This is a genomic window from Streptomyces sp. NPDC059456 (assembly GCF_042750055.1).
Classification (GTDB): Bacteria; Actinomycetota; Actinomycetes; order Streptomycetales; family Streptomycetaceae; genus Streptomyces.
The window spans coordinates 1-13,731 of the sequence record NZ_JBHYVA010000081.1; the positions used below are offsets into that span (position 1 = coordinate 1).

A 13,731-nucleotide genomic window follows, 5' to 3' on the forward strand; every position below is an offset into this window, starting at 1 on the left:
CACCCCGGGGGCGGCCCGCCGCGCCCCGCGGCGGGGGCGGGTGCCGGGGCCGGGGGGGGGGGGCCGCCCCGCGCGGCGCGGCGGGGGGGCGGGGGGGCCCCGGGGCCCGCGGGGGGGGCCCCCCGCCCGGCTGGCCGCTGGGGCCTCGGCAGGTCCGGGGAGGCGCCTGCGCGGGGCCGGGGCCGGCCGTGGGGCCGGGGTGGCCTGCGTGGCCTGGGTGCGGCCCGGTGGGCCTACTTCAGGCCGAGGGTGGTGCAGGCGGCCGCGTACTTGTCGGTGCAGATCTCGTCGGCCGTGTAGACACCGTCCTTGATGACAGTGTCCTTGATGTTGTTCTTGGTCAGCGAGACGACGGGGACCAGGACCGAGGGGATGCCCTTGTCCGTGGGGCTGTCGACCTTGGAGGTGGTGACACCGTCGAGCTTCTCGCCCTTGGCGAGGGCGACGGCCATCTTCGCGGCGGCCTCGGCCTCGGGGGCGTACGGCTTGTAGACGCTCATGAACTGCTCGCCCGCGACGATGCGCTGCACACCGGCGAGTTCCGCGTCCTGGCCGGTGACCGGGGGCAGCGGGTCCATGCCGGCGGCCTTGAGGGCGGTGATGATGCCGCCGGCCATGCCGTCGTTGGCGGAGTAGACGCCGACGATCTTGTCCTTGCCCAGCGCGGAGATCGCACCCGCCATGTTGGTGTTGGCGTTCTCCGGCTTCCACTCCTTGGTGTCGTACTCCTTGCCGATGGTCACCTTGCCATCGAGGACGGAGTGCGCACCCTTCTTGAAGAGGGCGGCGTTCGGGTCGGTGACCGAGCCGTTCATCATGACGATCTGGCCGGAGCCGGCCTTGTCGCCCAGGGCCTCCAGCAGGGCCTTGCCCTGGACCTTGCCGACCTCTTCGTTGTCGAACGAGGTGTAGGCGTCGATCGGGCCCTCGGCGAGGCGGTCGTAGGCCACGACCGGGATGCCCTTCTCCTTGGCCTTCTTCACCGATCCGGCGATGGCCTTGGAGTCCACGGCGTCGATGACCAGGACGTTCACCTTGTTGGTGATCATCGTGTCGACCTGGGAGTTCTGCGTGGTCGCGTCCTGCTTGGCGTTGGCGTAGACCACCTCGGCCTTGCCGCCGGTGAGTTCGGCGACCTTCTTCTCGAAGAGCGGCTTGTCGAACTTCTCGTAACGCGCGGTCTGGTTCTCCGGCAGGAGCAGACCGATCTTGATCGCGCCACCCGCGGCGGCGGAGCCGGACTCCTTCGGCTTCTCGCCGGCCTCCTTGGCGCTGCCACAGGCGGCAAGGGAAGCGGCCATGGCGGTGGCGGCGACGGCTACGGCGGCTCTACGCATGCGCGTGTTCATTTCTTGAACCTCCCTGACGAGGCCGCAACAGCGCGGCCGAGGTGGACGTGAGTCAACCTCGGCCGCAGTTTGCCGTCAAGGAGTGAATCCTTAACGAGATGACAACGGTGCCATCCGTTATCTAACTGAAGGCAAAAGCTTGAGGTTCGAAGAATCGGTCAGAAGGGTCGAATCACCCATCTCGCTGAGCACCAGCGCCAGTGCGCCCAGCACCTCGGCCCGTCCGCCCAACGACCCCGTGAGCACGGAGAGTTGACGCGCCGCACTGGGGATCGCGTACCGGCCCACGGACTCGCGTATGGGGGCCAGGACCAGCTCACCGGCCTCTGCCAGCGAACCGCCGAGCACCACCCGGCTCGGATTGAGGACGTTGCACAGGTTCGCGACACCACTACCCACATGGCGGCCGACGTCGGCGATGACGCGGCGGCACCCCGGGTCGCCCTCCCGGGCCAGTTCGACCACCCGCTCCATGGTGAGTTCGGGCCCGTGCGTGCTCTGCAGCAGCGGCAGGACGTACCGGGCCGCGGCGAAGGTCTCCAGGCAGCCGCGGTTGCCGCAGCGGCAGACCGGGCCGGACTCGTCCAGGGTGATGTGCCCGATCTCGCCGGCGGTGCCCCCCGGACCCCGGTAGATCTGCCCGTTGATCACCAGGCCCGCGCCCACACCGCTCGCGACCTTGATGTACGCGAGGTCCTTGACCCCCCTGCCGCTCCCCCACACCAGCTCCCCGAGCGCTCCGAGGTTCGCGTCGTTGTCCACGTACACGGGCACGCCGAGGCGCTGCGAGAGCTCCTGGCGCGGATTGATGCCGGCCCAGCCCGGCAGGATCGCGGTGGAGCCCAGGGTCCCGGACTCCACGTCGATGGGGCCGGGGACGCCGAGCCCGACGCCGATGACCTTCTCCCGGCCCACCCCGATGCCCGCGATCAGCTCTCCGACCAGGGCTTCCGCCCGGTCGAAGCCGTCCGCCCAGGAGGCGTCCACGTCCAGCGGGGCCGATTCCTCGGCCAGTACCTGGTGGGCGAGGTTGCCGACGGCCACCCGCAGGTGGGTGTGGCCGAAGTCCACGCCGATCACGATGCCCGCGTCACCGCTGAGCGAGACGCTGCGCGCCCGCCGGCCGCCCGCCGAGGTGTCCGTGACCTCGACGGTCCCACCGTCCTTGAGCTCGCGGACGATGTTGGAGACCGTGGCGGCCGACAGTCCGGTGGACCGGGCGATCTCCGCCTGGGTCAGCGAACCGGCGAGCCGCACGGCCCGCACGACCCGTTCGAGATTCGCGCGGTGCAGTGAAGACTGCGATCCGGGAGTCTGCACGACTCATCCACTCCTGCCCATTAGCGACGGCCGACCGTCGCCCCCCGAGCCGGCGTCGCGGCTTGGTGCTCCGAGACCCCGGCGTCTCTCCAACTTGTGAACCTTAAGTCGAGCCTTTGGCCTTCCAGACGTCAAGAGGCTGACACGGAACGAAACGGCCACTTCCGGTCATAAGTATGAGAGACATCCCTCCTGATCGTGTTACGGTCGCTGAGGCGCCGGTCCTCTGCGGCCTTTCCGGCCGGACGGGCGCCCCGTCATGACAGCGCTACGCGAGGAGGTGTTCGGGATGAGTCCCGACCGAAGTCCTCGCAGCGCTCTCGCCGGCTGACCCGGATCAGCCGGTCCCTCCCTGAGTGCGCACGGCCGCGGCACGACGCCGCTCGGCCGCGGCTGCCCGCTGCCCCGTGCGGTTCTGCGCCCCCTTCACTCCCCCTTTCCCTCCGCATGCCCGGCCCGTCCGCGGGGCGTGCGCCATCCATGCCCTTCGGCGTGCCCGACGGCGCTCCGCGCCGCCCCGCGCCGATCCACGATCACTCCACGTGACCGCGCGGCTCCGCGCTGCCCGGACGACGTGGAGGGAGGTATTCGCCATGACCATGCTCACCCCCCGTACCCCGACCAGGCTCGCGCCGCCGGGCAAGGGCCGCCGCGAGCGCCGGGCCGCCGAGCTGGAGACCCGTACCCGGCTCGCCGGCGAGCGGCTCGCCGGGTTCAGCGCCCGCCCCGGCGCCCAGGTCCTCCAGGAGCTCTCCGCCACCCGCAGCGGCCTCACGCACGCCGAGGCGGCGCTGCGCCTGGAGCGGCACGGCGCCAACGTCGTCGCCCACGAGCGCGCCCCGCGCTGGTGGCTCCGGCTGGCGAAGGCGTTCTGGAACCCGTTCATCGCCGTCCTGGTCTTCCTGGCCGCCGTCATGTGGTGGCAGGACCCGGCCGACCCGGGCGTCGTCATCCTCTCCGTGATGGTGGCGGTCAGCGGGCTGCTGCGCTTCTGGCAGGAGTTCCGCTCGGGCCGCGCCGCCGACGCGCTGAAGAGGCTCGTCACGACCACCTGCGCGGTGCAGCGCCGGGCCGGCGGCGGCTCGGCCCCGGCCACCTTCGAGGTGCCCATGGACCAGGTGGTCCCGGGCGACGTGGTCAAGCTGGCCGCCGGCGACCTGATCCCGGCCGACCTGCGGCTCATCACCTCCAAGGACCTGATGGTCGGCCAGGCCGCGCTGTCCGGCGAGTCCCTGCCGGTCGCCAAGGCCGACCTCCTCCCGCGGTCCGCCGGGCAGACCGCCGTCGCCGAGGACCTCGGCCAGTGCGCGACGACCGACCCGGTCGAAGCGGACAACCTGGCCCTGATGGGGACGTCGGTCACCTCCGGCACCGCCACCGGCGTGGTCGTCGCCACCGGCGCCGGGACCTGGTTCGGCTCGATGGCCGGCTCGCTGGTCGGCGAGCGCCCGCAGACCAACTTCGACAACGGCGTGCGCAGGGTCAGCTTCCTGCTGATCCGCTTCATGCTGGTCATGGTCCCGGTGGTGTTCGCGGTCAACGGCCTCACCAAGGGCGACTGGGACGAGGCCTTCCTGTTCGGCATCGCCGTCGCGGTCGGTCTGACCCCCGAGATGCTGCCGATGGTCGTCTCCGCCAACCTGGCGCGCGGCGCGGTCGCCCTGTCGAAGCGCAAGGTCGTCGTCAAGCGGCTCAACGCGATCCAGAACCTGGGCGCCATGGACGTGCTCTGCACGGACAAGACCGGCACCCTCACCGAGGACCGGATCGTCCTGGACCGCCACCTGGACGTGCACGGCGACGAGGACGGCGAGGTCCTGGAGTACGGCTACCTCAACGCCCACTTCCAGACCGGCTTGCGGAACCTGATGGACCAGGCGGTCATCGACCGCGTGGACGAGGCCGAGGAGGTTGTCGTCGACGCACGGTTCTCGATGGTCGACGAGATCCCCTTCGACTTCGCCCGCCGCCGGATGTCCGTGGTCCTGGACCGCAGGGGCGTCGTGGGAGACCTCGGCCGCCCCGAGCACATCATGATCACCAAGGGTGCCGTGGAAGAGGTCCTGGACCTCTGCACGCACCTGCGGGATCGGGGTGAGCGGGTCGAACTCACCGAGCGGCTGCGCAGCCGCGTCGTGCGCACGGCCCAGGACAACAACCGCGAGGGACTGCGCGTCCTCGCCGTCGCCACCCGCACGATGGACACCCCGCGCCAGACCTACTCCGTCGCGGACGAGGACGGGCTGACCCTGGTCGGCTTCCTCGCCTTCCTCGACCCGCCGAAGGCCGACGCCGCCCGGGCCCTGCGGGCCCTGGCCGACAAGGGCATCGCGGTCAAAGTGGTCACCGGCGACAACGACCTGGTGGCCGCCCGGGTCTGCGCGGACGTGGGCCTCGACGTCGGGCGCGTGGTGACCGGATCCGAGACCGACGCCCTCGACGGGGCGGCGCTGCGCGCGCTGGCCGCCCGTACGACGGTCTTCGCCAAGGTCAACCCGGTCCAGAAGGCCCGCATCGTACGGGCCCTGCAGGCCGACGGGCACACCGTCGGCTTCCTCGGGGACGGCATCAACGACGCCGCCGCGCTGCGCGACGCGGACGTCGGCATCTCCGTCGACACCGCCGTCGACATCGCCAAGGAGTCTGCGGACATCATCCTGCTGGAGAAGGACCTGACCGTCCTGGAGCAGGGCGTGATCCAGGGCCGGACCACCTTCGGAAACACCATCAAGTACATCAAGATGACGGCCTCGTCGAACTTCGGCAACGTCTTCTCGGTCCTGGTGGCGAGCGCGTTCATCCCCTTCCAGCCGATGCTCGCGATCATGCTGCTGGTGCAGAACCTGGTCTACGACATCGCCCAGCTGGCGACGCCGTGGGACCGGATGGACGAGGAGTACCTGAGGAAGCCCCGCAACTGGGACGCCGGGGGCATCGGCCGGTTCATGGTCTGCATCGGCCCGATCAGCTCGATCTTCGACATCGCGATGTTCGTGATCATGTGGAACGTGTTCGGCGCCGACAGCGCGGCCGAGCAGTCGCTGTTCCAGTCCGGCTGGTTCATCGAGGGACTGCTCTCGCAGACCCTGGTCGTCCACATGATCCGTACCCGGAAGATCCCCTTCATCCAGTCCCGCGCCTCCTGGCCGGTGATGGTGATGACCGTGCTCGCGGTGCTGACCGGGCTGTACCTGCCCTTCTCGCCGCTGGCTCCCTCGCTGGGCTTCACGGCCCTGCCGGCGGGCTACTTCCCGTGGCTGATCGGCGTGCTGCTGGCGTACTGCACGCTCACGCAGCTCCTGAAGACCCTGTACATCCGCAGGTTCGGCACCTGGCTCTAGGGGCCGGAGCCGGAGGGACCCGAAGACACGGAAAGAAGGGGGTGGCCCGGTGCTGCTCGACGAATGGGAGATGGCCGGGCACCTCGCCGCCGCGCTCGGCTTCGGCGCCGTCATCGGCCTGGAACGGCAGTGGCGGGCGCGGATGGCCGGGCTGCGGACCAACGCCCTGGTGGCGGGCGGCGCCGCGCTGTTCGTGCTGCTCTCGCAGTACGGGTTCATCGGCGCCGTCTCCGAGGTCCAGTACGACGGCTCCCGGGTCGCGGCCCAGATCGTCTCGGGGATCGGCTTCCTCGGCGCCGGCGTGATCATGCGCGAGGGCCTGAGCGTACGGGGGCTGAACACGGCCGCCACCCTGTGGTGTTCGGCGGCCGTGGGCTGCCTGGCCGGCACCGGGATGTTCGTCCTGGCGGCCTTCGGGACGGCGGGCGTGGTCGGGGCCAACCTCGTCCTGCGCCCGCTGGGCCGGCGCCTGGACCGCAAGCCGGGCGGCGGGGCGGAGGTGGCCGCCGACTTCCACTTCGAGGCCGTGTGCCTGGAGGCGGAGGAGGCCCACATCCGCCACCGGCTGGTCGACGCACTGGGCCGGCCGGGCTACACGCTGCGCTCGATCCGCAGCCAGGACGGCCCGAAGGCCGGCCTGGTGACGGTGGCCGCGCTGCTGACCGCCGAGGGGTCGGCGGGGGGCCGGATGCTGGAGGAGGCGGTCAGCAACCTCTCGCTCGACCCGTCCGTCTCGGCGGTCGGCTGGTCGGTCGTGCAGGACGCCGCCTGACGGCGGGGTCCGAGGGGACTACTTGAGGGTGGCGGAGGTCAGGCCTGCCTGGATCTGCCGCTGGAAGGACAGGTAGACCACCAGCATCGGGATCATCGCGATGGTCACGCCCGCGAACAGCACGGGCAGGTCCGTCTCGTACCCCATCTGGTACTGCAGCTGGATCAGGCCCTGGGTGAGCATGTAGCGCTCGGGGTCCGATCCGGTCTGCGGCTGCATCAGCACGGAGGGCAGGATGTACTGGTTCCACTGGCCCAGGACATTGAATATCCCGACGCTGATCAGACCGGGCTTGGCCATCGGCAGCATCACCTGGAAGAAGATCCGGGTGTCGGAGGCCCCGTCGATCACCGCCGCCTCGTGCACGGCCGTCGGCAGCGTGCGGAAGAACGAGTGCATGAAGAACACGGTGAAGGGCATCGAGTAGGCCACGTACACCAGGATCAGACCCTGGTACGTGTTGAGCATGTCCAGGCGCTTGACCATGAAGAACAGCGGGACGAGCGCGAGGAAAACGGGGAACATGGCCCCGCTGACGAAGAAGTAGTAGAAGAGCCGGTTCCCCGGGAAGGGGTAGCGGGCCAGGACGTACGCCGCCATCGAGCCGAGCAGCATGGTCAGCGGGACCGAGAACACCATCACGATCAGCGTGTGGGCGAAGTAGTCGCCGATGCCCTTGTCCCAGGCCCGCGAGAAGGCGTCGAAGTGCCAGTTGGAGGGCCAGCTGAGGGCCGATCCGCCGATCTGGGCGTCGGTCTTGAACGAGCCGAGCGCCAGCCAGATCAGGGGCAGGACGATCAGTATCGCCCAGACGGCGAGGAACCCGTGCGAGAAGACGTTCAGCACCACGCCGTCGGAGGCGGGCTTCGCCCCGTCCTCGGGGCGCCCGCTGACGCCGGACCGCTCGGCCGAGGCCTCGCCCGGCGCCTTGATCACTGTGGACTCTGCAGTCATCGGGGAGCTCCTCTCAGAACTCGATGCGCTCGCGGCGGGTGGCGCGCAGCGTGACGATGGAGAGGATCATGGTCAGGAGGAGCATGACGACGCCCATGGCGCAGGCGTAGCCGCTCTTGCCGAAGTAGAGGAAGTTGCGCATCAGCACCGTGGCCATGACCTCGCTGTGGTGGTCGGGCCCGCCGCCGAACTGGCCGGAAGTCATGGTCGACACCAGGACGAACATGTCCATCGCTGCGATGCCGAGGTAGACCGCGGAGGTCTGTACGGAGTCCCACAGCAGCGGCAGCGTGACCTTGAGGAAGGTCTGGGCGCGCCCGGCGCCGTCGAGCAGGGCGGCCTCGTAGATGTCCTTGGGTACGGATTGCATGGCGGCCGAGAAGAGCACCAGGTAGAAGCCGACTCCGTGCCAGACCACCACCAGGAGCAGGCACCACAGCACGAGGTCCGGCTGGTTGAGCCATTCGACGGGGTGGGCCGGGTCGACCAGGCCCAGCTTGGCGAGGAATCCGTTCAGCAGGCCGCCCTCGTCGCTGCGGTAGACGGCGCCGAACAGCACCGCGAGGATGGCGAGGGACAGGACCTGCGGGAAGAAGTAGACGATCTTGTAGACGGAGGAGCCGCGGACGCCGCGCACCCCGCCCGCCCCGCTGCGCCCTCCCGCGTTCACCATGAAGGCGAAGAAGAGGGCCAGCAGGATGGTGACGGTCGGGACGAACACCAGGAGCAGCAGGTTGTGCCACAGGGCGCCGCGGAAGACCTCGTCCTTCATCAGGGCCGCGTAGTTGTCCAGGCCGACGAAATCGAACGTGGGCGACTGTCCCGACCAGTTGGTGAAGGAGTAGCCGAAGGTCTGGATGTACGGCCAGATGACGAAAGTCAGGTACAGCGCGAGCGGCAGGACCAGGAATCCGGCGATGAAGCCGGTCCGTCCCCTGCCCCGGGCTACTTGGCTCATGGTGTCCGCCCCTTGGACGTATGTCAGCTGCGGTGGTTGTTCTTGGCGTTCGGGTCCTTGGCAGCCTTGTCTACCGCAGCCTGGGCCCGCTTGATCCATTCCTTTGGCTGGATCCGCTTGGCCATCAGCTCATTGGACGCGTTCTGGATCTCGGTGTCCATTTCGCTGTACCAGTCGGGGTACAGGTAGTTGAAGGTGTTCGATCCGGCGGTCTTGACGGCCGCGACCGCCGAGGCCGTGCCCGGGCGCAGCTTCACGTTCGGGTCGACGCCGTCCTTGACCACGGTGAGCGAGTTGGCCTGCTGGGCGAAGAGGGTCGACCATTCGCGGGACAGCATCGAGCGGAGGAACTCCAGGCCGCCGGCCTTGTTGGCGGCCTTCTCCGGGACGATGAAGGGCTCGCCCGCCCCGGCCCGGATGGCCTCGAAGGGCAGCTTGCTGTCGGCGAGGACGGGCACCGGCAGGAACTTCATGTCGAAGTCTTCGGGGGTCTGCTTGAGCTGCTCGTTCTCCAGCCAGGAGCCGGAGGGGATGAAGGCGGCCTTGTACTGGTTCCAGGCGGTCTGGGACTCCGTGTGGGTGAGGCCGTTGGTGCCGGCCATCAGCAGGTCCTTCTCGACGACCTCGTAGACGGCCTCGACGGCGGCGAGGGCGGCGGGGTTGCCCTCGAAGGCGTTGGGCTCCAGGTTGTCGATGGCCTTCATGGCCTCCAGACCGCCCTTCTTGGCGATCAGGTCCATGATGACGACGTTGATGTAGTACGGGTACTTGCCCTGGTGGGCGAGTCCGCCGATGCCGGCCGCCTTGGCCTTGGCGCAGATGTCGAGGAACTCGTCCCAGGTCTTCGGCTCGGTCCAGCCCTTCTCCTTGAAGAGCTTGCCCGAGTACCAGAACCCGTAGACGGTGTAGACGTAGTAGAGGGCGACGAACTTGCCGCCCTGGGTGCCCTGTTCGACGGTGCCGGGGATGAGCATGTCCCGGACCTTCTTGCCCGGGTCGTCGAGCGAGGGTGCGTCGAGGACCGGGGTGAGATCGGCGAGCTGGCCGCCCTTGGCGAGGACGTCCACCTTGATCTGCTGGGCGCCCGAGTCGTCGATGACGTCCGGCGGGTTGCCGCCGTTGAAGCGGGGCTGGAGCTTGGCGGCGATCTCCTGGGTGCCCAGGTGGGAGCTGGCGGTGCCCCACTTCTTGTCGAAGGCGGCCTCCCAGGCCTTCGCGTAGTCGTCGCCGAAGCCGCCCTTGAAGACGACGACGTCGAGCTTGCCGCCCTTGGCGACGCCGAACGGGTTCTCCTTGGTCACCGCCCCCTTGTCCGGCCCCTTCGTCGAGGTGTCCCCACCGCCGGAGGCGCAGGCGGACAGGAAGCTCATCGTGGGCACCGAGATCAGTCCCAGCGCTGCGGAGCGCTTGATCAGGTCACGGCGGCCGAGGCCCTCACCAGTGGATCCCATGCTCATGTCCTCGCCTTCGTCAGAAGTGTGAAGGAGGTCGGGACTCGACGAATGCACGTGGTCACCGCGCATACGGACATCGCCGCAGGTCCCCGCCGTCCCCCGGTCCGGTACCGCGCGTACCGCGGTGATCCGGACGGGCACAGGTATAGTCCACTTCCGCTCGTGTGAGCAAGATCATGCACACGGTTGCCTGTCAGCTTTTCCGAGTTGAGACCTCCCCGAAACCTGGGCCCGGCCGGAAAAGGCGGAAGGGCCGTACCCCCTTAACGGGGATACGGCCCTTTGGTGGTGCTGAGACCGTCAGCCTCGGATGAGGTTGCGGAGCACGTACTGCATGATGCCGCCGTTGCGGTAGTAGTCCGCCTCACCCGGGGTGTCGATGCGGACGACCGCGTCGAACTCCACACCGGTGTCGGTGGTGACCTTGACGGTGCGCGGGGTGGTGCCGTTGTTCAGCTCCTCCACACCGGTGAAGGAGAAGGTCTCCTCGCCGGTGAGGCCCAGGGAGGCGGCCGAGGCGCCCTCCGGGAACTGGAGCGGGAGCACGCCCATGCCGATCAGGTTCGAGCGGTGGATGCGCTCGTACGACTCGGCGATGACGGCCTTGACGCCGAGCAGGGCGGTGCCCTTGGCGGCCCAGTCGCGGGACGAGCCGGAGCCGTACTCCTTGCCCGCCAGGATGACCAGCGGGATGCCGGCGGCCTGGTAGTTCTGCGAGGCGTCGTAGATGAACGCGACCGGCGCGCCCTCGACGGTGAAGTCGCGGGTGAAGCCGCCCTCGGTGCCCGGCGCGATCTGGTTGCGCAGGCGGATGTTGGCGAACGTACCGCGGATCATGACCTCGTGGTTGCCGCGGCGGGAACCGTACGAGTTGAAGTCGCGGCGCTCGACGCCGTGCTCGGTGAGGTACTTGCCGGCCGGGGTGTCGGCCTTGATCGCACCGGCCGGGGAGATGTGGTCGGTGGTGACCGAGTCACCCAGCTTCGCCAGCACGCGCGCGCCGGCGATGTCGGAGACCGGGGTGGTCTCCATCGTCATGCCCTCGAAGTAGGGGGGCTTGCGGACGTAGGTGGACTGCGGGTCCCACTCGAAGGTGTTGCCGGTCGGGATCGACAGCGCCTGCCACTGGGCGTCGCCCGCGAAGACGTCCTGGTAGGACTTGCTGAACATGTCCTCGCCGATGGCGTTCGCCACGACGTCGTTGACCTCGGCCTCGGACGGCCAGATGTCCTGGAGGAAGACCGGCTTGCCCTCGGTGTCGGTGCCGATGGCGTCCTTGGTGATGTCCACCTTCATGGAGCCCGCGATGGCGTACGCGACGACCAGCGGCGGGGAGGCCAGGTAGTTCATCTTGACGTCGGGGTTGATGCGGCCCTCGAAGTTGCGGTTGCCCGAGAGGACCGAGGTGACCGCGAGGTCGTGCTCGTTGATCGCCTTCGAGATCTCCTCGTCCAGCGGACCGGAGTTGCCGATGCAGGTGGTGCAGCCGTACCCGACGAGGTTGAAGCCCATCTTGTCGAGGTACGGGGTCAGGCCGGCCTTGTCGAAGTAGTCGGTGACGACCTTCGAGCCCGGGGCCAGGGTGGTCTTGACCCACGGCTTGCGGGACAGGCCCTTCTCGACCGCCTTCTTGGCCACGAGCGCCGCGGCGACCATGACGTAGGGGTTCGAGGTGTTGGTGCAGGAGGTGATCGCGGCGACGGTGACGGCGCCGTGGTCGATCTCGAAGGAGGTGCCGTCGGCCAGGGTGACCTGGGTCGGGCGGGTCGGCACGCCGTTGGCGGCGGCCGGGGCGTCGGACGCCGGGAAGGACTCCTTGCCGGCCTCCTCGTCCTCGCTGACGTAGTTGCGCACGTCCTGCGCGAACTGCTCGGCGGCGTTGGCCAGGATGATGCGGTCCTGCGGGCGCTTCGGGCCGGCGATGGAGGGGACGACCGTGGAGAGGTCGAGCTCCAGCTTCTCGGAGAAGTCAGGCTCGGCGGCCGGGTCCAGCCACAGGCCCTGCTCCTTGGCGTACGCCTCGACGAGCGCGACCTGCTGGGCGTCGCGGCCGGTCAGGCGCAGGTACTTCAGGGTCTCGCCGTCGATCGGGAAGATCGCGGCGGTGGAGCCGAACTCCGGCGACATGTTGCCGATGGTGGCGCGGTTCGCGAGCGAGGTGGCGGCGACGCCCTCACCGTAGAACTCGACGAACTTGCCGACGACGCCGTGCTTGCGGAGCATCTCGGTGATGGTCAGCACGAGGTCGGTGGCGGTGGTGCCGGTGGGCAGCTCGCCGGTCAGCTTGAAGCCGACGACGCGCGGGATCAGCATGGAGACCGGCTGGCCGAGCATCGCGGCCTCGGCCTCGATGCCGCCGACGCCCCAGCCCAGCACGCCCAGGCCGTTGACCATGGTGGTGTGCGAGTCGGTGCCGACGAGGGTGTCGGGGTACGCCTGGCCGCCCCGGACCATGACCGTGCGGGCCAGGTGCTCGATGTTGACCTGGTGGACGATGCCGGTGCCCGGGGGGACGACCTTGAAGTCGTCGAAGGCGGTCTGGCCCCAGCGCAGGAACTGGTAGCGCTCCTTGTTGCGGCCGTACTCCAGCTCGACGTTCTGCGCGAAGGCGTCCTTCGTGCCGAACTTGTCGGCGATGACCGAGTGGTCGATGACCATCTCGGCGGGCGAGAGCGGGTTGATCTTCGCCGGGTCGCCGCCGAGCGCCTTCACGGCCTCGCGCATGGTGGCGAGGTCCACGACGCAGGGGACGCCGGTGAAGTCCTGCATGATCACGCGGGCCGGCGTGAACTGGATCTCCTCGCTGGGCTGGGCCTGCGAGTCCCAGTTCCCGAGCGACCGGATGTGGTCGGCGGTGATGTTCGCGCCGTCCTCGGTGCGGAGCAGGTTCTCCAGCAGCACCTTCAGGCTGTAGGGAAGGCGGGCAGCGCCTTCGACCTTGTCCAGCCGGAAGATCTCGTACGACTCGTCGCCCACCTGCAGCGTGCTGCGGGCGTCGAAGCTGTTCGCCGACACGACAGTCTCCTTCATGCATGAAATTCGCGCGTTTTACCGCAATCCTGCCGCCACGCCCTGTGGCCAATCCGCTAAGGTAAGGCTAAGTTAGGTGAGCCTTACCAGCAGGGGCGGCTGCGGTACGCCTTCGGCAGATATCTCGATGTCGAGATAACTCTAGTGCATTGCCGCGCCCTGGTCATGCACGGCATGGGCCACATCACACGGAGCCCCTCCGCCCGGCCGGGGGCACGGCCAGCGATGACGTACGCACGGCGAGCGCCGCGGGCACGGTCAGCTGGCCCGGCGGCGCGCCCCGCGGGGACTCCAGCAGGGCGACCAGCGCGTCGACGGCCCTCTCCCCGATCACCTCGGGACGCAGGGTCACGGTGCTCACCGCCGGGTCGCCCGCCGCGTACGAGGGGTCCTCGCTCGCGCAGACCAGCCGCAGCTGCCCGGGTATCCGCAGCCCGTGCCGGGCGGGGGGGGGGGGGCGCGCGCCCGGCGCGCGCGGCGGGGGCGCCGCGCCCCCGCCCCTCGGCCGCGGCGCGGGGCGGGGGCGCCCGCGGGGCCGCGGCCGCGCGCGCGG

Annotated in this window: 9 protein-coding genes; 2 read left to right on the top strand and 7 right to left on the bottom strand. The window is 69.3% G+C overall.

Features of this window, described 5'->3' with window-relative positions; all coding sequences use genetic code 11:
* Window positions 1-233 precede the first annotated feature (233 nt).
* Together ACFXA3_RS10410 and ACFXA3_RS10415 are read right to left on the bottom strand one after the other, a co-directional pair.
* Window positions 234-1,349, bottom strand: coding sequence for a sugar ABC transporter substrate-binding protein (locus ACFXA3_RS10410; RefSeq protein ID WP_385184660.1), 1,116 nt, complete (start codon window positions 1,347-1,349; stop codon window positions 234-236).
* A 117-nt stretch (window positions 1,350-1,466) separates the two neighbouring features.
* On the bottom strand, window positions 1,467-2,669 hold the full coding sequence (locus tag ACFXA3_RS10415) for an ROK family protein (RefSeq protein ID WP_385184663.1): 1,203 nt from the start codon (window positions 2,667-2,669) through the stop codon (window positions 1,467-1,469).
* Between the two features lie 593 nt (window positions 2,670-3,262).
* Here ACFXA3_RS10415 and mgtA point away from each other — a divergent pair.
* Together mgtA and ACFXA3_RS10425 are read left to right on the top strand one after the other, a co-directional pair.
* Window positions 3,263-6,010 carry a magnesium-translocating P-type ATPase gene (gene mgtA, locus ACFXA3_RS10420; protein ID WP_385184665.1) on the top strand — a complete coding sequence of 916 codons (2,748 nt, stop codon included), beginning with the start codon at window positions 3,263-3,265 and terminating at the stop codon, window positions 6,008-6,010.
* Window positions 6,011-6,059: 49 nt separating this feature from the next.
* Window positions 6,060-6,782, top strand: coding sequence for an MgtC/SapB family protein (locus ACFXA3_RS10425; RefSeq protein ID WP_385184668.1), 723 nt, complete (start codon window positions 6,060-6,062; stop codon window positions 6,780-6,782).
* Window positions 6,783-6,800: 18 nt separating this feature from the next.
* Here ACFXA3_RS10425 and ACFXA3_RS10430 read toward each other — a convergent pair whose 3' ends face one another.
* The 5 genes from ACFXA3_RS10430 to ACFXA3_RS10450 all read right to left on the bottom strand — a co-directional run.
* Complete coding sequence (locus tag ACFXA3_RS10430; protein ID WP_385184671.1) at window positions 6,801-7,736, bottom strand: carbohydrate ABC transporter permease; 936 nt, start codon at window positions 7,734-7,736, stop codon at window positions 6,801-6,803.
* A gap of 13 nt (window positions 7,737-7,749) precedes the next feature.
* On the bottom strand, window positions 7,750-8,694 hold the full coding sequence (locus ACFXA3_RS10435; RefSeq protein ID WP_385184674.1) for a carbohydrate ABC transporter permease: 945 nt from the start codon (window positions 8,692-8,694) through the stop codon (window positions 7,750-7,752).
* A gap of 23 nt (window positions 8,695-8,717) precedes the next feature.
* A complete protein-coding gene (ngcE, locus tag ACFXA3_RS10440) occupies window positions 8,718-10,145 on the bottom strand; it encodes an N-acetylglucosamine/diacetylchitobiose ABC transporter substrate-binding protein (RefSeq protein WP_385184676.1) in 1,428 nt (475 codons plus the stop codon).
* Window positions 10,146-10,448: 303 nt separating this feature from the next.
* Complete coding sequence (acnA, locus tag ACFXA3_RS10445; RefSeq protein ID WP_385184679.1) at window positions 10,449-13,163, bottom strand: aconitate hydratase AcnA; 2,715 nt, start codon at window positions 13,161-13,163, stop codon at window positions 10,449-10,451.
* Window positions 13,164-13,362: 199 nt separating this feature from the next.
* On the bottom strand, window positions 13,363-13,731 hold a 369-nt coding region (locus ACFXA3_RS10450), incomplete at its 5' end, for a substrate-binding domain-containing protein (protein WP_385184682.1).